Source organism: Roseomonas marmotae (assembly GCF_017654485.1).
Lineage (GTDB): Bacteria > Pseudomonadota > Alphaproteobacteria > Acetobacterales > Acetobacteraceae > Pseudoroseomonas > Pseudoroseomonas marmotae.
This window is the reverse complement of record NZ_CP061091.1, coordinates 2,574,190-2,594,331: the sequence shown is the minus strand read 5'-3', so window position 1 is coordinate 2,594,331 and position 20,142 is coordinate 2,574,190. Positions and strand designations below refer to the sequence as shown.

At 69.5% G+C, this 20,142-nt stretch carries 17 protein-coding genes; 13 read left to right on the top strand and 4 right to left on the bottom strand.

The window, feature by feature from the left end:
- The first annotated feature begins 47 nt into the window (after positions 1 to 47).
- From IAI58_RS12280 to IAI58_RS12260, 5 genes are all read left to right on the top strand, one after another.
- A complete protein-coding gene (locus tag IAI58_RS12280) occupies positions 48 to 905 on the top strand; it encodes a hypothetical protein (RefSeq protein WP_207445506.1) in 858 nt (285 codons plus the stop codon).
- Entirely contained in the window at positions 902 to 1,969 is a 1,068-nt protein-coding gene (locus IAI58_RS12275) for a toxic anion resistance protein (protein ID WP_207445507.1), read from the top strand. The genes IAI58_RS12280 and IAI58_RS12275 overlap by 4 nt, the downstream gene beginning before the upstream one ends.
- A gap of 100 nt (positions 1,970 to 2,069) precedes the next feature.
- Positions 2,070 to 3,497, top strand: coding sequence for a cytochrome P450 (locus tag IAI58_RS12270; RefSeq protein ID WP_237182211.1), 1,428 nt, complete (start codon positions 2,070 to 2,072; stop codon positions 3,495 to 3,497).
- Positions 3,490 to 4,362, top strand: a complete 873-nt coding sequence (locus IAI58_RS12265; protein WP_207445508.1) for a lysophospholipid acyltransferase family protein — start codon at positions 3,490 to 3,492, stop codon at positions 4,360 to 4,362. Before IAI58_RS12270 ends, IAI58_RS12265 begins: the two co-directional genes overlap by 8 nt.
- Positions 4,363 to 4,415: 53 nt before the next feature.
- Positions 4,416 to 4,784: a DUF4440 domain-containing protein gene (locus IAI58_RS12260; protein ID WP_207445509.1), complete on the top strand. Its 369-nt coding sequence runs from the start codon at positions 4,416 to 4,418 to the stop codon at positions 4,782 to 4,784.
- 34 nt (positions 4,785 to 4,818) lie between these two features.
- Here IAI58_RS12260 and IAI58_RS12255 read toward each other — a convergent pair whose 3' ends face one another.
- The 3 genes from IAI58_RS12255 to IAI58_RS12245 all read right to left on the bottom strand — a co-directional run bounded on the left by IAI58_RS12255 (position 4,819) and on the right by IAI58_RS12245 (position 8,754).
- Entirely contained in the window at positions 4,819 to 5,280 is a 462-nt protein-coding gene (locus IAI58_RS12255) for a RidA family protein (protein ID WP_207445510.1), read from the bottom strand.
- Between the two features lie 361 nt (positions 5,281 to 5,641).
- The gene (locus IAI58_RS12250; RefSeq protein WP_207445511.1) at positions 5,642 to 6,985 is read right to left on the bottom strand and encodes a sigma-54-dependent transcriptional regulator; all 1,344 of its coding nucleotides are present in this window, start codon (positions 6,983 to 6,985) and stop codon (positions 5,642 to 5,644) included.
- Positions 6,982 to 8,754, bottom strand: a complete 1,773-nt coding sequence (locus IAI58_RS12245; protein ID WP_207445512.1) for a sensor histidine kinase — start codon at positions 8,752 to 8,754, stop codon at positions 6,982 to 6,984. The genes IAI58_RS12250 and IAI58_RS12245 overlap by 4 nt, the downstream gene beginning before the upstream one ends.
- Positions 8,755 to 9,063: 309 nt before the next feature.
- On the opposite strand from IAI58_RS12245, the gene IAI58_RS12240 reads away from it, so the two are divergent.
- Positions 9,064 to 10,395, top strand: coding sequence for a dicarboxylate/amino acid:cation symporter (locus tag IAI58_RS12240; RefSeq protein ID WP_419555855.1), 1,332 nt, complete (start codon positions 9,064 to 9,066; stop codon positions 10,393 to 10,395).
- 9 nt (positions 10,396 to 10,404) lie between these two features.
- On the opposite strand, the gene IAI58_RS12235 is transcribed toward IAI58_RS12240, so the two are convergent.
- Positions 10,405 to 11,226, bottom strand: a complete 822-nt coding sequence (locus IAI58_RS12235) for an IclR family transcriptional regulator (protein WP_207445514.1) — start codon at positions 11,224 to 11,226, stop codon at positions 10,405 to 10,407.
- A gap of 144 nt (positions 11,227 to 11,370) precedes the next feature.
- Here IAI58_RS12235 and IAI58_RS12230 point away from each other — a divergent pair, with 144 nt between their 5' ends.
- The 7 genes from IAI58_RS12230 to IAI58_RS12200 are packed head-to-tail and all read left to right on the top strand — an operon-like array spanning position 11,371 to position 20,094.
- Positions 11,371 to 13,443 carry a hydantoinase/oxoprolinase family protein gene (locus IAI58_RS12230; RefSeq protein WP_207445515.1) on the top strand — a complete coding sequence of 691 codons (2,073 nt, stop codon included), beginning with the start codon at positions 11,371 to 11,373 and terminating at the stop codon, positions 13,441 to 13,443.
- A complete protein-coding gene (locus tag IAI58_RS12225) occupies positions 13,440 to 15,092 on the top strand; it encodes a hydantoinase B/oxoprolinase family protein (protein WP_207445516.1) in 1,653 nt (550 codons plus the stop codon). Before IAI58_RS12230 ends, IAI58_RS12225 begins: the two co-directional genes overlap by 4 nt.
- A 33-nt stretch (positions 15,093 to 15,125) precedes the next feature.
- Complete coding sequence (locus tag IAI58_RS12220; protein WP_237182212.1) at positions 15,126 to 16,649, top strand: ABC transporter substrate-binding protein; 1,524 nt, start codon at positions 15,126 to 15,128, stop codon at positions 16,647 to 16,649.
- Positions 16,642 to 17,331, top strand: a complete 690-nt coding sequence (locus IAI58_RS12215; RefSeq protein WP_207445517.1) for an SDR family NAD(P)-dependent oxidoreductase — start codon at positions 16,642 to 16,644, stop codon at positions 17,329 to 17,331. The genes IAI58_RS12220 and IAI58_RS12215 overlap by 8 nt, the downstream gene beginning before the upstream one ends.
- Positions 17,328 to 17,603 (top strand): (2Fe-2S)-binding protein, encoded by a 276-nt coding sequence (locus IAI58_RS12210; protein ID WP_207445518.1) that lies wholly within the window; start codon positions 17,328 to 17,330, stop codon positions 17,601 to 17,603. Before IAI58_RS12215 ends, IAI58_RS12210 begins: the two co-directional genes overlap by 4 nt.
- Positions 17,600 to 18,955: an FAD-dependent oxidoreductase gene (locus IAI58_RS12205; RefSeq protein WP_207445519.1), complete on the top strand. Its 1,356-nt coding sequence runs from the start codon at positions 17,600 to 17,602 to the stop codon at positions 18,953 to 18,955. Before IAI58_RS12210 ends, IAI58_RS12205 begins: the two co-directional genes overlap by 4 nt.
- Positions 18,952 to 20,094, top strand: a complete 1,143-nt coding sequence (locus IAI58_RS12200; RefSeq protein WP_207445520.1) for an NAD(P)/FAD-dependent oxidoreductase — start codon at positions 18,952 to 18,954, stop codon at positions 20,092 to 20,094. Before IAI58_RS12205 ends, IAI58_RS12200 begins: the two co-directional genes overlap by 4 nt.
- The last annotated feature ends 48 nt before the right edge of the window (positions 20,095 to 20,142 follow it).

Below are 20,142 nucleotides of genomic sequence, written 5' to 3'. Positions count from 1 at the left end.
CTGGTCTCCATGATCGCCCTCGTAAGGGCGGTGATGGCTTTCTTCCAATGAAGCGCGAACGGCGCCAGGCCGGGCCCTCCGGCGGCCCCTGGAGCGGCCCCTGGCGGCAGGGGCCCTGGAGCGGTGCAGTGGACGGCGTCTGGGGTCGCAGGGACGGCACCCCGCCGGGGGAGGTCCCGGCGCCCGCGCCGGGCTGGGCCGCCTGGCTGACCCACTTGCGTGGCGCGCTGCTGGTGCTGCTGGCCCTGCCGCTGGCGCCCACGTTGCTTCTGAACCTGATCGGCGGCAGCCAGCGGCTGATCGCCGGCACGCTGCTCGGCCTCGGCGGGGTGGCGCTGGCGCTGCGGGCGCTGCGTGGCGGCCATGGGCGCAAGCGGGCCGCGCTCATGATGGGCGTCGGCACCGGCTTGCTGGCGGGCATGTCGGCGCAGGTGCCGCCGCTGGGCGCCGTCATCTTCGGCGGTATGGCTTGGCTGGGTACCGCGCTGCTCTATGAAGGCGTGCCGGAGCCTGAGCCGGTGGCCGCGCCGGCGCCACCGCCCCCGCCACCCGCACCGGACCCGCTGGCCATGCCGCGCGGGCGCCTCCTGGCGCTGGAGCCGGCGCCGGAACGGCTGCGCCCGGCCACGGCTTCCCTGCGGGAACTGCTGGACGAGATGGCGCGGCAGCCGGATGCGTTGCCGGAGGCGCGGCGCTTCCTGAACATTCAGCTCGATGGGCTGGAACGGATCGCCATCCGCCTGCGCGCGGGCGCCGAGCCGCCGGAGGCGCTGGATGTGCTGGTGGCGGAGATGGCGCGGGGCAGCGAGACGCTGCGCGGCCGACTGAGGGCGGCCGAGCGCGAGGCGCTGGAGATTCAAATCAAGGTGCTGTCGGAGCGGCTGCGCGAGGAGGGCTTTGCATGAGTGACGAACTGACCCGGGCGAATACCCCGCTGGCCGATGAGCGCGTGCGGGAGCTGGCACGGACCATCGAGCTTTCCGACCCCGGGACCATCCTGCGCTTCGGCGCGGAGGCGCAGAACCGCGCCGCCGCCGCGGCCGATGCCATGCTGGGCGCCGCCCGCAACCCGACGACGGGCGAGGCGGGGGAGGCGCTCTCCGGCCTGCTGGACACGCTGCGCGGCTTCGACGTGACGAAGCTGGCGGAGAAGCCGGGGCTGGTGAACCGGCTGCTGGGCCGTGGCCGCGCCGAGATCACGACCATCATGCACCGTTATGAGACCGTGCGGGGGCAGATCGAGGCGGTCGGCGACAAGCTGGACAACCACCGCACCAGGCTGCTGGAGGATGTCGAGCGGCTGGAGCGGCTCTATGGCGCGACGCTCGACTGGTTCCATGCCCTGGCCGAGCATATCGCCGCCGGCGAGACCGTGCTGGCCCGCACCGACAACGAGGTCATCCCCGCCGCCGCGCGGGAAGCCGAGGGCGCGCCCGGAACCCTGGCGGCGCAGAAGCTGGCCGATCTGCGCGCCGCGCGGGATGAGCTGGACCGGCGGGTGCACGACCTGCGCCTGACGCGGCAGGTGGCGATGCAGTCCCTCCCGGCGCTGCGGCTGATCCAGGAGAACGACAAGGCACTGGCCGCCAAGATCCATTCGGTGCTGGCGAATACCGTGCCGCTCTGGCGCACCCAGCTGGCGCAGGCCCTGGCCATCCAGCGGATGCGGGAGGCAGGCTCCGCCGTCCGTGCTGCAACCGACCTGACCAACAAGCTGCTGACTGCCAATGCCGAGACCTTGCGCGCCGCCAATGCCGAGGCTCGCGTGGAACTGGAGCGCGGGGTCTTCGATCTGGATGCGGTGAAGCAGGCCAATGCGGCGCTGGTCGCGACGCTGGAGGATACGCTCCGCATCGCCGCCGAGGGCCGCGCGACGCGGCAGAACGCCACCAAGGAACTGGCGCTGGCCGAGCAGCAGATCCGCAAGGCGCTGACCGATACGCGGGATACACGGCTGCGCGATGGCTGAAGCGGGAGCGAGGCGGGCTCGTCAAACTGTGACGGTTGGCATAAATTGCGCGTAAAGGGCTGAATGGCTGGTGCCGGCCCCGAGGGAGGGCCGTCCAGTCATGCCTGCCGACGCTGCGGAACTTCACCACGATGCGCCGCGCTTCGGTGCGCGCGAGGCTCCGCCTTTCATTCCGCCTTATCCGCCCCGCCACAGCCGGATACCGTCGGTGCTGGAGCTGCTGCGGCTGCTGCGGCGCTCCCTTCTGGATATCTGGCCCCGCGCGGCCTTCGAACGTGACTTCGTGCACCGCCGGGTGCTGCTGCGCGATGTCTTCATCTGCAACAGCCCGGCCACGGTGCAGGAAGCCTTCCTGGAACATGCCGCGACCTATGAGCGCAAGTCGCCGCAGATGCGGCACGCGCTGAAGCCGCTGCTGGGGGACGGTCTCTTCATCAGCGACGGGCCGCTCTGGAAGGAGCGGCGGCGGGTGGTGACGCCGGTGACGCATGTCTCGCGCCTGGCGGAACTTTGCCCGCCCATCACCGAGGCCGCCGCCGAGCGCGCGGAAGCCTGGGCGGCGCAGGACCCGGCTGCACCGATCGACATGCTGTCCGAGATGGGCCATCTGACCGCCGAGATCATCTGCCGCACCATCTTCGGCCGGCAACTGGGTGGGCAGGCGGCGGCCAGCGTGGTCAGCGCCTTCGCGGAATACCAGAGCGCGGTGGGGCAGACGGACCTGATCTCGCTGCTGGGCCTGCCGGACTGGATGCCACGCTGGCAACCGCCGCGCGCCCGCCGCGCCAGCAGGCGCATCGCGTCGGTGCTGGACAGGCTGATCGACAACGTGCTCTCGGCCCCCAGCGGCGAGGCCAGCCTCATCCGCTCCATGGCCGAGGGCGTGAACCCCGCCACCGGCCAGCGCATGGACCGGGAGGCCTTCCGCAACGAGGCCGCCGTGCTTTTCATGGCCGGGCACGAGACCACGGCCAATACCATGGCCTGGGCCTGGTACCTGCTGAGCCAGTGTCCTTATTCCGCCGCGCGGGTGGGGCAGGAGGCCGCGGCGCTGGGCAGCCCCGCCACCTTCGCCGACCTGCCGCGCCTGCCCTTCACCCGCGCGGTGGTGGAGGAAACGCTGCGCCTCTACCCGCCCGTGCCGCTGCTGGCGCGGGAAGCGGTGACGGAGGGTGAACTGGCCGGGCATCGGGTGCCCAAGGGCTCGCTGGTGATCGCCGTGCCCTGGCTGCTGCACCGCCATGCCAAGCTCTGGCAGGAGCCGGACGCCTTCCGCCCCGAGCGCTTCCTGCCGGGGGGCGAGGCGGCCATCAAGCCACGCTATGTCTGGATTCCCTTTGCCCTCGGGCCACGCGTCTGCACCGGGGCCGCCTTCGGGCTGACCGAGGCGGTGCTGTGCCTGGCCACGCTGGCCGCCCGCTTCGCGCCGAAGCTGGTGCCGGGGACGGAGGTTTACCCGGTCTGCCGCCTGACGCTACGCCCCGGCGACAGCCTGCCCATGCTGCTGGAGCGCCGCGCGAATGGCTGAGGAGCGGGTGCTGGACCGGCTGCTGCGGCAGGTGGACCGAGTGAAGGACATCGGGCTGCACGAGGGTATGCGGCTGCTGCCGACGCCGGTGGTCTCGGCGCTGGGCGCGCAACTGGCGATGCTGGGCAGCCATTTCCGCCAGCGGCGAATGGTGGAGAACGCGATGCGCGCACTCTCCTACCTGCGCCCGGAACTGGATGAGGCGGCCCGGCGGGATATGGCGCTGCTGTATCTGCGCAACATGGGCCGCGTCTTCTCCGAATTCTCCTGCCTGCACCGGGTGTGGGACGAAGGCCGCATCACCGTGGTGGGGGGGGAGAACATCACCGTCCCCAATGCCGTGCTGGCCCTCGTGCACACGGGCAACTGGGAAGCCGAGATCGCCGCCATTCGCGGCATCGGGCTGCGGATGCGCAGCATCTACCAGCCGCTGTCCAACAAGACCCAGATAGGCATCGCCATGCGGGTGCGGCGCTCGCTCGGTAACGATGCCATTCCGGGCGATGCCAAGGCGATGCGGGAGGCGCTGCGCGTGCTGGCGCGGGGCGACACCATGATCGGCCTTTACGTGGATGAGTATAAAGGCGGGCGGGTCAATGCGCCGGCCTTCGGGCGTCCGCCAGCGCCGCGTGGCAATATCTCGATGGCGGCGCGGCTGGCGGCGCGGGCCGGCGTGCCGGTGGTGCCGGCCTATATGCTGCGGGTGGGTGAGGCGGCGCGCTTCACCGCCCATTTCCTGCCGCCCATCACCCCCAGCGGCGATGCCGAGGCCGATCAGGCCGCCATCGAGGCGGTGCTCGAGCCCGTGGTGCGCCAGCACCTGGACCAGTGGCTGATGCTCTACGCCTTCCGGCCTGACCGCTGAACGATCCGGCCCGCCGCGCGTTGTACCGCCTGCCGCAGAAGCAGGGCCTGGCTATGGACGACGCGCGGATCTGGAGCTTCGAGGAAAGCCTGTGGGCCGCCGACGCGGAACACTACAGGGCCTCGATCGACGACGAGTGCCTGATGGTGGTGCCCCAGCCCCCCTTCGTGATGGGCGGGCAGCAGGCGGTGGAGGCGGTCTCCGCCACCCCGCGCTGGTCGAGCGTCGAACTCTCTGACCGGCAGGTGAGGCGGCCGCAGGAAGGGCTGATCGTCATCGCCTACCATGCGCGGGCGGAGCGGGAGGGGACGCAGCCCTATGAGGCGCATTGCACCTCGGTCTATCGCCGCCTGGCGCATGAGGACTGGCGGGTGGTGCAGCACCAGCAGACGCCAAGGCTGATGGCCCACCCGAAGGCCTGACCCGAACGGGGCGCGCCAGGCGCTCCCGCCGCCGTCAGTCCAGGATGCGGATCACCGCCTCGATTTCCACCGGCACGTTGGAGGGCAGCGAGCCCATGCCGACGGCGGAGCGAGCGTGGCGGCCACGCTCGCCCAGCACCTCGACGAGCAGCTTGGAGCAGGCGTCGATCACCTGCGGCTGCTGGCCGAAATCGGGCGTGGCATTGACCATGCCGAAGATCTTCAGGAACTCCACCTTCTCCAGGCTGCCGGCGGCGGCCTTGGCGACGGAGAGGATATTCAACGCGCAAAGCTCGGCGGCCTTCCGCGCCTCTTCCACCGTCAGCGCATCGCCCACCTTGCCGGTGGTCAGAGAGCCATCGGCATGGCGCGGCACCTGGCCGGAGATATAGGCAACATCGCCTACGCGCTTGAAGGGCACATAGGCGAAGAGCGGCTTGCCCAACACCGGCAGGGTGTGGCCGAGCGCGGCCAGGCGGGATTCAGCGTCATCCATGGTGGCGGTTATCCTTCTTAGGGCGCGGCCGCGCGGAGCGACCTGGACGAAGCCTTGGAAGGCGCCGTCATGAATGACCGCAACGCGATCATGCAGGTTGGAGACAGGGCGGAAAGGCCCCGGTCCAGCGGTGAGCCGCTGGACCGGTATTCCCCCGACCGGCCATGAGCCGGATCATCCCCCGATGATTCTGTTCGCCCCGCGCGTCGTTCGCGGGGCTGAGCTGGCCCAATTTAGGGGTAGAATTTCCGAATACGCAACGTTATTCCTTTTTAACGAATAAATTTTCATAGAACGCAATTTACGTGCTGGCCCGGCATCTCAGCCTGCGGCGATCGCCGGCTCGGAAAACAGCCCGGCCTCATTCCTGCCGAATGTAGCGGCTGCGGTCGATGCCATGCCGGGCCAGCTTGTCGTAGAAGGTCTTGCGCGGGATGCCGAGGAGGGCGAGCGTGTTGCGCACATCGCCGCCGTTGGCCTCCAGCGCCCGGGAGATCAGAGCGGCCTCGTAGCGTTCCATCCGCTCCGGCAGGCTGAAGGCGTCGCCTTCCTCGCGCGGGGCGGGGTCTTCCAGCGCTTCCAGCCCCAGCGCCACGCGCTCGGCGAAATGGGAGAGTTCGCGCACATTGCCGGGCCAGTCATGGCTCAGCAGGTGCCGCTCCACCGCGGGGGTCATCTCCGGCGCGGGGCGACGGAAGCGGATGGCGGCGCGGGCCAGGAAATGCGCGAAGAGCAGGGGGATGTCCCCCCGACGCTCCCGCAGCGGCGGGAGACGCAGCGTCACGACATTCAGGCGGTAGAACAGGTCCTCGCGGAACTCGCCGCGAGAGGCGGCCTCGGCCAGGTCGATCTTGCTGGCGGCCACCACGCGCAGGTCCAGCGCCCGGGTCTCATTGGTGCCGAGGGGGGTGATCTCCCGCGTCTCCAGCACCCGCAGCAGCTTCACCTGCAGGGAATGCGGCATGCTCTCGATCTCGTCGAGGAAGAGCGTGCCGCCGCTGGAATGCTCGACGCGGCCGACGCGCCTCTTGTGCGCTCCGGTGAAGGCGCCGGCCTCATGGCCGAATAATTCGCTCTCGATCACCGTCTCCGGCAGCGCGCCGCAATTGAGCGCGACGAAGGGCCGGCTGGTGCGGCGGCTCCAGCGATGCAGGGCGGAGGAGACAACCTCCTTGCCCGTGCCGGTCTCGCCCACCACCAGCACATCCACGTCGGCATCGGCGATATGGCGCAGCGTGCGGCGCAGGCGCTGCATGGCCGGGGTCTCGCCCAGCAGCAGCGCACCGTCTTCCCCGGCGGCGACGCATTCGCGCAGGCGGCGATTCTCCAGGACAAGCCTGCGTTTTTCCAGGGCGCGCCGGATGCTGGCCAGCAGCGCGCCGGGTTCGAAGGGCTTGGCAAGGAAGTCGTAGGCACCTTCCTTCATCGCCGCGACCGCCATGGGGATATCTCCATGGCCGGTGATCAGGATCACCGGCAGGTCGGCATCCATGGCATGCAGGCGGCGGAAGAGCTGGAAGCCGTCCATGCCGGCCATGCGGATGTCGCTGACCACCACGCCCTCGAAGCCCGCGTCGATGCGCGCCAGAGCCTCGGCGGCGGAGGCGAGGGGCAGGGGCTCCAACCCGTCCAGCTCCAGAGTCTGCGCATTGGCCTCGCGCAGCTCGGCGTCATCATCGACGAAGGCGACGCGGATGGGTGTCATGCGCTGGTCCTCCCCTGCGCTTCCGGCAGAACGATGGTGAAACACGCACCTTCCCCGGGCCTGCTCTCGGCCTCGATGCGCCCGCCGGCCTCCGTGACGATGTCGTTGCAGATGGCGAGGCCGAGGCCCAGCCCCTGCGGCTTGGCCGAGGAGAAGGGCATGAACAGCGACTGCCGGATCTCCGGCGGGATGCCCGGGCCATTGTCCCGGATGGCGATCCGCACCTCGCCGCCATCACGGGTGACGATGAGGTGGATGAGGGCGTCCGCCTGGCCCTCGAGCGCGTCCAGCGCATTCTGGATCAGGTTAATGAGCACCTGCTCCAGCCGCACCTGTCGGCCGATGATCCAGGGCTCGCGCTCCGGCAGCTCGCGCAGCAGCGGCACGCCCTGGTGCTCCAGTCGCGTGTGCAGCAGCATTGCCGCGCCTTCCACGGCCGCGGTGACGCTGACCGGGCCCGGCTCCGCCTCACCCTTGCGGGAGAAGGCGCGCAGTTCCGCCGTGATGCCGCCGATCCGCTCGGTCAGCCGGGCGATGATCTCCAGGTTGCTGCGTGCCCGCGCGGTCTCCCCGCGCGTCAGGAAGGTGACGGCATTGCCGGCATAGCTGCGGATGGCGGCGAGGGGCTGGTTGATCTCATGCGCCACGCCGGCCGCGACCTGGCCGAGCGTTGCCAGGCGGTTGGCCTGGCGCAGGACCTCCCGCGCATCCGCCAGCCGGGCCTCGGTGCGCTTGCGTTCGGCGATCTCGCTGGTCAGTTCCGCGGTGCGGGCGGCGACGCTGTCCTCCAGCCGCTGCCGCTCGGCCCGCTGCTCCGCAGCATGGCGGCGGGCGCGGCCGGCGCGCTGCACCAGGATGGTGGCGCCCGCCATGCCGAGCAGGGAGAGGCCGAAGACGGCATTGCGCCGCTGCGTCTCGGCATCGCGCAGCATCGGCTCAACCGGCGCGAGCAGCGTCAGCTGCCATGCTGCGGTGGGCACCGGCACCGTGGCACGCAGCATGGCGGTGGCGCCGGAGCTGCCCCCTTCGTCCAGCAGCACGGCATCCTGGTCCAGGCCGGTCAGGTTGGCGCGCAGGGGCAGGGGCGTCAGCGCGGCCTCGCCGAATTGCAGGCTGTCGCGGATCACCGCCTGCTGCGGGGCGGGCAGGGGGCGCTCGGTCTGGAAGCGCCAGCCGGAACGGTTGGCCAGCAGCAGGATGCCGCGGTCGTCGGTTACGTAAACGGGGCGGTTCGGGTCGCGCCAGGTATCCTCGACCGCACCGAACTCCACCTTGACCACCACGACGCCGAGGGGGGCCGAGGCCGTGCCCAGGCGACGGGCGATATAGAGGCCGGGGCGGCGGCTGACGGTGCCCATGGCGAATTGCTCGGCCGCGCCCGCGCGCATGGCGCCCTGGATATACTGGCGGAAGCGATATTCCTTGCCGACGAAGCTGCTCTCTTCCCGCCAGTTGCTGGCGGCGATGGCGATGCCTTCCAGATCCACGAGGTAGATGACATCGGCGCCTGTGCCGTCCCGCAGCCGCTCCAGCTTACGGTTGACCCTCAGCAGGATGTCGGGCCCGGGCTCGGCCAGGGCGGCGCTCAGCTCCGCGTCTTCAGCCAGCACGAACGGCAGGGAGCGTTGCTTCTCCAACTCACTGCGCAGCAGGGCGGCGTTGAGCGTGGCCGTGGAGAGGGAGCGTTGCTCCAGCTCCTCCCAGGCCTGACGGCGCGCGACCTGGCCTGCGCCCCATGCCAGGCAGGCGGCCAGCAGGACGCAGGCCATGACCAGGGCCAGCCAGGTCGCGGCTCTGCGATCGGCTCGCAGCCGTTTTGTCGAGAGAAGGAATGGAGCAGCCATTTGTGCGGAATACCACACAATCACCGCAAGGTGAGGGCGAAAATCCGCATGCTGCCTCGACGCTGAAAACCCGGGTCTTATGTAAGTTCTAGGTTTTCTCTCGCCCTGCGAAGTGGCACGGCGCTTGCGGATGAGGCAGCCGTAGCCGCCGGAACAGGCATTTTCGGGTCCTGGCGGATGGGTATGACAGGGCCGGCGCAGGATGCGGGCCCGGCTGGAGGGAACTAAATGGCGATGATCGCCCCCGCCTCGGCGGGCGCCCCACAGGGCAAGAAGAAGCTATGGCAGCACCTCTACTTCCAGGTGCTGCTGGCCATCGCGCTCGGCATTCTGCTGGGGCATTTCTGGCCTGACCAGGGTGCGGCGATGAAGCCGCTGGGCGATGCCTTCATCAAGCTGGTGAAGATGATCATCGCCCCCGTCATTTTCCTGACGGTCGCCACCGGCATCGCCGGCATGAGCGACCTGCAGAAGGTGGGGCGCGTCGCCGGCAAGGCGATGATCTACTTCCTCTGCTTCTCGACCCTGGCCCTGGTCATCGGCCTGGTCGTGGGCAACCTCCTGCAGCCCGGATACGGCCTGCACATCAACCCGGCCACGCTCGATTCCACGGCGGTGCAGGGCTACGCCGCCCAGGCGCATGAGCAGACCATCACCGCCTTCCTCATGAACATCATCCCCACCACGATCGTCAGCCCCTTCGTGACGGGCGACATCCTGCAGGTGCTGTTCTTCGCGGTGCTCTTCGGCATCTCGCTGGCGCTGGTGGGCGAGCGCGGCAAGCCCGTGCTGGACTTCCTCCAGGTCCTGACGGCGCCGATCTTCACGCTGGTCGGCATCCTGATGAAGGCGGCGCCCATCGGTGCCTTCGGCGCCATGGCCTTCACCATCGGCCGTTACGGCATCGGCTCGGTGGTCAACCTCGCCTTCCTGGTCGGCACCTTCTACATCACCTCGCTGCTCTTCGTGCTGGTCGTGCTGGGCGCGGTGGCGCGTTACAACGGCTTCAGCATCCTGGCGCTGATCCGCTACATCAAGGAAGAGCTGCTGCTCGTGCTCGGCACCTCCTCCTCGGAGGCCGCGCTGCCGACGCTGATGGAGAAGATGGAGCGCGCGGGCTGCAAGAAGTCCGTCGTCGGCCTCGTCATCCCGACCGGCTACAGCTTCAACCTGGACGGCACCAATATCTACATGACCCTGGCGGCGCTGTTCATCGCCCAGGCGACGGATACGCCGCTCTCGATCGGCGACCAGGTGCTGCTGCTGCTGGTGGCCATGCTCTCCTCCAAGGGCGCGGCCGGCATCACCGGGGCGGGCTTCATCACCCTGGCGGCCACGCTCTCCGTCGTGCCCTCCGTTCCCGTCGCGGGCATGGCGCTGATCCTCGGCATCGACCGCTTCATGTCCGAGTGCCGGGCACTGACCAACCTGGTCGGCAATGCCGTGGCGACGGTGGTCGTCGCGCGCTGGGAGAACGAGCTGGACCGCGAGCGGCTGGATGCCGCGATGGCGGGCCACCCGCTCTTCGACCCCACGGGCTCCGCCATCCCGGCCGAGGCCGACTAAGCAGCCTTCTTAGGGGGCGGGCGCGGCCTCCATGGCCGCGCCCGCCCGCCGCAGGCTGGGGTCGAAGGGGTTCAGCCGAGCCCCGATGGCAACAGCCTCCTGCCGCAGCGCGGCGGCGACACTGGCGCGCCGCGCCGCATCCAGCCGGTCCGTGGTGGTGCCGATGCTCAGCGCCGCCACGGCGCGCCCTTCGGCATCCAGCACCGGCACGCCCAGCCCAGCCATGCCCGGCAGAATGCCATGGGTGGCCGAGTAGCCTTCCCGCCGGATCCGCTCCAGCTCCTGCCGCAGGTGGCCTTCGTCCATCCCGCCGAATTCCTCGATGCGCGGCAGGTTATGGCGGATCACCTCATCCTGCTCCCCCGGCGGGAGATGGGCCAGGATGGCGCTGGAGCCCTGGCCGATGCCCAGCGGCACCCGCCCGCCGATATCCCCTGTGAAGGTCATGATCGGCAGCGGCCCGGCGCTACGGTCGATGCAGACCGCATCGAAGCCGTTGCGCACCAGCAGGAAGACCGTCTCCCCCAGTGATGCCGTCAGCCGCAGCAGGGCTGGGCGGGCGATGTCGCGCAGCCCACCGGCCTGGCCCGCGCGGGCGGCCAACTGAAACAGCGAGAGGCCGAGCCGATAGCGGCGCCGTTCCGCATCATGTTCCACGAAACCTTCCGCCACCAGCGCGCGCAGGATGCGGTGCGCGCTGGGGCGGGGGAGACCTGCCGCGTCAGCCAGTTCTGCCAGCCTCATTCCAAGGGCCTCGCCCTCCCCAAGCAGGCGGAGGAGGCGCAGCGCGCGGGGCAGGCTGCCGGCTTGGTCGGTCGTGGCATCGGTCATGGCGCCGCCCCCTTAGCGAACCCTTTTGGTTCCGTATAGTGGAATTTCTGTTTACCAAATGTCGCCAAGTGGAATTAGTTCTTGCGGCCTGGGCCGGAGAACGAAAGACTTCACGAAGGGCCTTGGCGGGGGGAGATGGAGAGGATGGAGCGTTGGCGCGTAGGAGTGGACTCTGGCGGCACCTTCACGGATGTCTGCCTGTTCGACGAGGAGAGTAGCCGCGTCGAGGTCTGGAAAGTCTCCTCGACGCCGGATGATCCGTCCCGCGGCATCGCCCAGGGGGTCGAGGAAGGCATGCGTCGCGTGCTGCCCGCGGCCGGCGACAGGCCCGCCGCGTCCGTCACCTATTTCGGCCATGGCACCACGGTTGCCACCAATGCGCTCATCCAGCATCGCGGCGTGCGGACCGGGCTCATCACCACCGACGGCTTCCGGGACCTGCTGGAGATCGGCCGGCAGAAGCGCCCGGACCTCTATGACATGCAGGCGGACAAGCCACCGGTGCTCGTCTCCCGCGACCTGCGGCAGGAGGTGCCGGAACGCGTGCGCCATGACGGGCGCGTGGAACTGCCGCTGGACGAGGAACGGATGCGCGAGGCCGCCCGCGCGCTGAAGCAGGCGGGGGTGAAGGCCGTCGCGGTCTCCTTCCTCTATGGCTTCATCCGGCCCGAGCACGAGATGCGCGCCGTCGAGATCCTGCGCGAGGAGATGCCGGAGGCCTTCATCAGCGCGGGCCATGAGATCGCACCGGAGTTCCGGGAATACGAGCGGCTCTCGACCGTGGTGCTGAATGCCTATCTGGGCCCGGTCATGCGGAGCTATATCGAGAAGCTGACGCCCCGCCTGGAAGCGCTCGGCATGACGGCCGCGCCGCATCTGACGCAGTCCAATGGCGGCGTCATCGGCTTCGCGGCGGCGGCGGGGCTGCCGGTGCGCACGGTGCTCTCCGGCCCCTCCACCGGCGTGGTGGGCGCGCAGGTCATCGGGCGGCTGGCGGGGTTCGAGGACCTGATCACCTTCGACATGGGCGGCACCAGCACCGATGTGGCTTTGCTGCAAGGCGGCCAGTGCCGCCTGACCAGCGAGGCCGTGGTGCATGGCTACCCCATCAAGGCGCCGATGCTGGACATTCACACCGTCGGCGCCGGCGGTGGCTCCATCGCCCATGTCGATGCCGGCGGGCTGCTGAAGGTGGGGCCGCGCAGCTGTGGCGCCTTTCCGGGGCCGGTCTGCTACGATCAGGGCAATACCGAGCCCGCCACCACGGACGCCAATGTGGTGTTGCAGACCCTGAACCCCACGCATCTACTGGGCGGGCGCATGGCCATCCGGCAGGATCTCGCCAGGGCCGCCATCCAGCGGCTGGCGGACCAGCTCGGCCTGGGGCTGATGGAGACGGCGCAGGGCATCCTCTCCGTCGTCACGGCCAATATGGCCCGCGCCATCCGCGTGATCTCGGTGCAGCGCGGGCATGACCCGCGCGATTTCACGCTGATGGCCTTTGGCGGTGGCGGCCCGCTGTATGCGGCGCGCCTGGCCAGGGAACTGGACATGAAGCGCGTCCTGGTGCCGCGCAACCCGGGCATCCTCTGCGCCATGGGTCTGCTGCTAACGGACCTGCGTGCCGATTTCGCCGCGACGAAGCTGCTGCCCCTGGCGCCGGAATCCATCGGCCCTGTCGCGGAGGGGTTCTCGACCCTGGTGGCACGGGCGGAGGAGTGGTTCGCGCATGAGGGAATCGCGCCCGGGAACCGCGTGCTCACCCGCACCGCCGACATGCGCTACAAGGGCCAGAACTACGAGTTGGCGGTGACGCTGCCGGAAGGCCCGGTCACCGCCGCCACGCTGGATGCGCTGGCCGGCGGCTTCGCCGAGTTGCACCGCCAGCGCTACGGCTTCGTCGCGGAGGGTGAGGCGGTGCAGATCGTCACGCTGCGGCTGGAAGCGACCGGGCTGGTGCCGAAGGCGGAACTGGCCCGCCATGCCGATGCCGGACCCGATGCATCAGGCGCCCGCACCGGGGAGCGCCCCGTCTGGTTCCCCGAGGCGCAGGATTTCGTCGCCACGCCCATCTACAGCCGTGACGGGCTGAAGCCCGGCAACCGCTTCGCGGGCCCCGCCATCGTCGAGCAGATGGACACCACCACCGTCGTGCCGCCCGGCATGACCGCGCGGGTCGATTCTTATCTCAACCTGATCCTGGAGGTCGCGGCATGAGCCAGGCTGTCGTCCGGCCCGCCTCGCCGGTCCTTGATCCCATCACTGTCGAGGTGATCGGCGCCGCGCTCTCCTCCATCGTCGAGGAGACGGGGGAGGCGCTGATCCGCGCCTCCTATTCCACGAATATCAAGGAGCGGCGGGACTGCTCCACTGCGCTCTTCAACGCGGCCGGGGAGACGCTCTGCCAGGCCGAGCACATCCCCATCCATCTCGGCAGCTTCATTGGCATCATCCCGCACATCATGCGGAAGCACCGGGTGGAGGATATGCGGCCCGGCGATGTCTTCGTCGGCAACGATGCCTATGAAGGCGGCGGCACGCATCTGCCGGATATCGTGCTGGCGGAGCCGATCTTCGTCGAGGGACGACTGGTTGCCTGGACGGTGAACCTCGCGCACCACTCCGACTTCGCCGACCGCGGGCACGCGCATATCTACCAGGAAGGACTGCGCATCCCGCCCGTCCGGCTCTACCGCGCCGGCGTGCTGCAGGAAGACGTGCAGAGCATGATCCTGCTGAACTGCCAGGTGCCGCATGAGCGCCTGTCGGACCTGCGGGCCCAGATGGCGGCCAACCGCGTCGGCGTGCAGCGCTTCCAGGCGCTGTGCGGGAAATACGGCGTGGAGACGGTGCTGGGCGCCGCGGACGCGCTGCTGGACTATGCCGAGCGCAAGATGCGCGCGGGCATCGCCGCCCTGCCGGATGGCTGCTGGCGCTTCGAGGATGTTTTCGACCCCATCGACCTGACGGTGAACATGCCCTTCGCCGTGGAAGTGACGGTGCGGGGCGACAGCATGGCGCTGGATTTCGAGGCGCCCGACCAGGTCCGCGCCGGCATCAACATGACCTATACGGCGCTGTTGGCGACGGTGTACTACATCATCAAATCGGTGGTGGACCCGACCATCCTGCCCAATGCCGGGCTGGCGCGGCCGCTGACGGTGACGGCGCGGGAAGGCAGCATCCTGAACTGCCTGCATCCGGCGGCGGTCAATGGCCGGCTCGGAGCCTGCCAGCGTGTCTCCGACCTCATCCTGGGCGCCCTGGCCCAGGCGGCACCGGAGAAGGTGACGGCCTGTTCCAATTCCGTCTGCACCGTCGCCAGCTTCATCGGCCAGCGGAAGGATGACGGCGCTCTCTGGGTCTATCTGGAGACGATGGGCGGCGGTTCCGGCGCCCGGCACAACAAGGACGGGCTGGATGGCGTGCATGTGCATACCACCAATACCTCCAACCTGCCGGTCGAGGCGCTGGAGATCGAATATCCGCTGACCCTGCTGCGCTACGAGCTGATCCAGGATTCTGGCGGCGACGGGCAGTATCGCGGCGGCATGGGCCTGCGCCGCGTCTACCGCGCGGATGAGGACTGCCTGGTGCGCGTCGATATCGGACGGCTGCGGTCCCATAGCTGGGGGCTGCAGGGCGGCGGGGCCGGCGCGCATGGCGCGGTGGAATGCGGCCCGGGCGTCACCTTCAACGGCAGCACCGCCAGCCTGAAGGCCGGGCAGTGGTTCGCCATCGTCAGCCCGGGGGCAGGGGGCTACGGCCCCGCCAGCGCGCGCCCGGCCGAGGCGGTGGCGCGGGATGTGGCGGAGGGCGTGATCAGCGCCACGCATGCCAGGCAAGCCTACGCCTACCAGAGCTGAACCCGACCGGACCGAGCAGAGGAGACTCAACCCATGCCTCCCGTGACTCTCTCCCGCCGCGCCATGATGGCCGGCGCCGCCGCCTTGCCCTTCCTGCGCCTGCCGGGTGCGCGTGCCGCGACGCCGGGGGTGCTGACCTTCGGCCTTTCCAGCTTCCCGCCGACCATCCAGCCCTGGGCCAATAGCGGCACGGCGGCGGCGACCATGAAGCTGCTGATGTATCGCGGCCTTTGCTCCTATGGCGAGGATGGCGCGCTGCGCGGGGAGCTGGCGGAAAGCTGGGCGCAGGACGGCAATACCGCCTGGGTCTTCAAGCTGCGGGACGCGAAGTTCCAGAACGGCCAGAAGGTCACCGCCCGCGACGTGAAATGGACGATCGAGCAGATCGCCGATCCCAACTCCACCGCCTTCTTCCGCGCCGAGATGCAGAATGTGGCGGAGGTGCAGACGCCTGACGACCGCACCGTGCGGATCGTGACCAAGGTGCCGGTGGCCACGCTGCCGAACATGATGGCCAGCTACCACCTGCCCATCATCTTCCATGGTTCCGAGCGGAACAGCCCCGTGGGCGCCGGCCCCTTCGTGCTGAAGGGGCAGGAGCGCGGCACGTCCTTGGATTTCGAGGCCAACCCCAATTTCTACAAGCCCGGCCTGCCGAAGCTGAAGGGAATCCGCGTCGTCGCCTACCAGGATGAGAATCTGCGCGTCTCGGCACTGCAATCGGGCGACCTGGACCTGATCGAATACGTCCCCTGGCAGGCCATGGACGCCATCTCCGGGAATCCGGCCCTGAAGCTGGACGCGGTGGACGGCGCCTTCATGTTCCTGGTCTTTAATGGCAGCAAGCCGCCCTTCAACGACGCCCGCGTGCGCCGCGCGGTGGCCCATGCCGTCCGGCGTGACGAGCTGGTGAAGGCTGCCTTCTTCGGCCGTGGTTCGCCGCTGATGCAACTGCCGATCGCGGATTCCAGCGCCTATTACAACGCGGAATACAAGAGCGCCTGGAACTACGACCCGGAGCTTTCGAAGAAGCTACTGGCTGAGGCTGGCCATGCCAACGGCCTCTCCTGCTCGCTGCTCTCCACCGCGCAGTACGGCATGCACAAGGACACGGCGGAGGTGGTGCAGAACCATCTGGCCGCCGTGGGCATCCAGGCGGAGCTGAACCTGCCGGACTGGGCCACCCGCGTCTCCATCGGCAATCGTGGCCAGTATGACTTCGCGGTGATGGGCACGGCGGCGGACAGCAACGATCCCGATGGCATCGCCAACTTCATCGATGGCAGCCTCTCGCCCTCCTATGTCCGCAGCTACGGGCTGAAGGTCGACCGTATCACCGAACTGCTGGCCGCCGGCCGCTCGGAATTCGATGCGGAGAAGCGGAAGGCCATCTACCGGGAGATGGAGGGCGTGGCGGTCGAGCAGGCGCCGATCGTCGGTCTGACCTGGCGCAGCCAGGGCTATGCGATGAAGAAGGACGTCTCGGGCTTCAAGAACCTGCCGGGCGCGCTGACCTTCTATTCCGGCCTGACTTTCGAGACCGCCTCCGTTGCGTGACCTTGCCGGACAGGTGGTGATGGTCTCCGGCGCCGCGCGCGGGATCGGGCGCGCGGTGACGGAGCGGCTGCTGGCGGCGGGCTGCCGGATCAGCGCGGGGGTGCGGGATACCTCCCGCGCGCCGGAAGGGACTGCCGCCTTCTCCTATGACGCGACGCGGCAGGGCAGCGCCGGCGCCTGGGTGCGGGCGACAGTGGAGCATTTCGGCCGCGTCGATGCGCTGATCAATGCCGCCGGCATCAATCCGCGCGCCACGCTGCTGGAGGGGCCGGACGAGGCTTTCCAGGATCTGTGGTCGGTCAATGCCATGGGGCCGATCCAGGTGATCCGCGCCGCATGGCCGCATCTGGTGGCGGCGGGCGAGGGGCGGGTGGTCAATATCGCCTCCCTCTCCGGCAAGCGGGTACGCAACGACAATCTCGGCTATGCCATGAGCAAATTCGCCCTGATGGCGCTGACGCAGGAGGTGCGGCGGCTGGGCTGGGAGCATGGCGTCCGCGCCACGGCGCTCTGCCCCGGCTTCGTCGATACCGACATGACCGCGCATGTGACGAAATGGCCGCGCGAGAAGATGACGCGACCCGAGGATCTAGCGATGCTGGTGGAGGTGCTGCTGCGGCTGCCCAATACCGCGACGGTGGCGGAACTGCTGGTGAACTGCCGGCACGAGGATACGCTGTGAAGCTGGCCCGCCTGCGCGACACCGACCGCGCGCCGCTGCGCCTGAATCTGGAAGGCCAGGAGATCTCCGCCCTGGAGGGCGACACGCTGCTGACGGCTCTGCTGGCCGGTGGCGCCGGGCATCTGCGGGAGAGCGAGTTCGGTGACGGGCACCGCGCGGGTTTCTGCCTGATGGGCGCCTGCCAGGATTGCTGGGTTTCGGTGGAGGGCCTGGGCCGGGTGCGCGCCTGCGCCACCCTGGCCCGTGACGGGATGCGGGTGCGGCGCGGATGAAAGTGGCTGTGGTGGGCGCCGGGCCGGCCGGCGTGCGGGCGGTGGAGGCGCTGCTGGCCTCCGGCATCCGCCCGGTCTGGATCGACGAGGCGATGGATGGCGGCGGCCGCATCTACCAGCGCCCGCCCCCCGGGCTGAAGCGCGACGCCAGAGCGCTGTATGGCTTCGAGGCCGGCAAGGCCACGGCCCTGCATGCTGCGTTGGATGCCGTCAGCCCGCGCGCCGACTGGCGGCCGGAGACGCTGGTTTGGAACATCCGCCCGGGTCAGAAGCAACTGCATACGCTGCATCGCGGCCGGCAGGGCGTGGTGGATTATGACGCCGCCATCCTCTGCACCGGGGCGATGGACCGGGTTGTGCCGGTGCGGGGCTGGACGCTGCCGGGCGTCACCACACTGGGCGGCGCGCAGATCGCGCTGAAATCCCAAGGCTGTGGCATCGGCCAGCGGGTGGCCTTCCTGGGCACGGGTCCGTTGCTCTGGCTGGTGGCCTATCAATACGCCAGGGCGGGGGCCGAAGTCGCGGCGGTACTGGACACCACTCCCTTCGCCACCAAGCTGGCCGCGACGCCGGGATTGCTTCGGGGGGCGGCGACCTTCGCCAAGGGGCTCTACTACATCGGCTGGCTGCGGGCGCATGGCGTGCGGATCGCGGAAGGCGTGACGCCACTGGCCATCGAAGGGCAGACCGAGGTCGGCGCCATCCACTGGCGCGACGCCGGTGGCCGGGAGCACCGCGCGGAATGCGACGCCGTGGGCCTGGGCTGGGGACTGAAGCCGGAGGCGCAGCTCGCGGACCTCGCCGGTGTGCCCTTCGACTTCGACGCCTTGCAGCACAACTGGGTGCCACGACGGGATGTCGCCGGCCGGACGCCGGTGGAAGGGATCTATCTGGCGGGCGACGGCAGCGGCATCGGCGGCGCCGAGGTGGCGGAACTGGGCGGTGTTCGTGCCGCCATGGCGCTGTTGGAGGATATCGGTCGGCGGCAGGATACCATGGTCCTGGACCGTCGCCTCGCCAGCCTCGCCCGCTTCCGCGCGGCGCTCGAAAGTGCCTTTCCTTTCCCGGCGCATCTGGCCGCCGGCCTGCCGGATGATGCACTCCTCTGCCGCTGCGAAGGGCTGACGGCGGGCGAGCTGCGCGCCACCACCGATGGCCCGGCCCTGCCGGCGCCCGAGGTGAATCGCGCCAAGGCCATCAGCCGCGCCGGCATGGGCCGATGCCAGGGCCGCGTCTGCGGGGCGGCGGCGGCCGAGATCCTGGCGGCGAAGCTGGGTTGTTCCGTGGCCGAGGTCGGTCGGCTGCGCGGGCAGGCACCGGTCAAACCGATCCCACTGACGGTTGCGCCATGAATGAGACACGCTTCGAGGTCCTGGTCGTCGGCGGCGGCGGCGCGGGCTGTTCCGCCGCCCTGCATCTCGCCCGGCGCGGCGTGAAGGTGGCGCTGCTGGAGCGCGGGCTGGTGGGCGGGCAGGCCTCCGGCGTCAACTACGGCGGGGTGCGGCAGCAGGGGCGCAACCCGGCGGAACTTCCCATTGCCCGCCGCTCCCGCGAGCTTTGGGGGCGGATGAAGGAACTGGCTGGGACGGAGGCCGAGTTCACCGTCACCGGTCATCTGAAGCTGGCACGCAGCGATGCCGAGGAAGCCGAGCTGGTCGCCTATCTGGATGTCGCGAAGGCGCATGGACTGCCGCTCCGCATGGTCGGGCGCAACGCCATCCATGACGAATATCCCTGGCTCGGGCCGCAGGTGGTGGCGGGATCCTTCGCGCCGGAGGATGGTTCGGCCAATCCGCGTCTGCTGGCGCCGGCCCTGGCCCGTGCCGCGCGGGATGCCGGCGCCACCATCCATGAGCGGATGGAGGTGCTGGAATACACCCATGACGGCACGCTGTTCCACCTGCATACCGTGGGCGGCCACGACTTTATCGCGCCGGTGCTGCTGAACCTCGCGGGCTTCTGGGGCGGACGCATCGCCGCGGCTTTCGGGGAACCGGTACCGGTGGAGCCGCTCAGTCCGAACATGCTGGTGACGGAGCCGATGCGCTACTTCATCGAGCCCAATCTCGGCGTGGTCGGCGGCAATGTCTATCTGCGGCAGATCCCGCGCGGCAATGTCATCATCGGCGCCGGCTATGGCGAAAGCCGCCCCGGGGCGCCGGGCGAGACCCCCTGGGCGCGGCCGCTGCCGGAAGCAACGCTGGCGGGCGCGCGCCTGGCCATCGCCCTGGTGCCGGCGCTGGAGGGCGCGCAGATCATCCGCTCCTGGACCGGCATCGACGGGCGGATGCCGGACCGCATCCCTGTCATCGGCCCCAGCAGCACCACGCCTGGCCTCTTCCATGCCTTCGGCTTCTCCGGCCATGGCTTCCAGCTCGGCCCGGCGATCGGCGCCATCATGAGCGAGCTGGTGCTGGACGGGCGTACAGACATCCCGCTGGAGGCTTTCCGTATCACCCGCTTTGCGATGCAGGGGGCGGAGGCGGACTAGCAGGCTGCATCCCCGAGGCGCGTCAGCCGTTGCAAGCTGTGCCGCAGC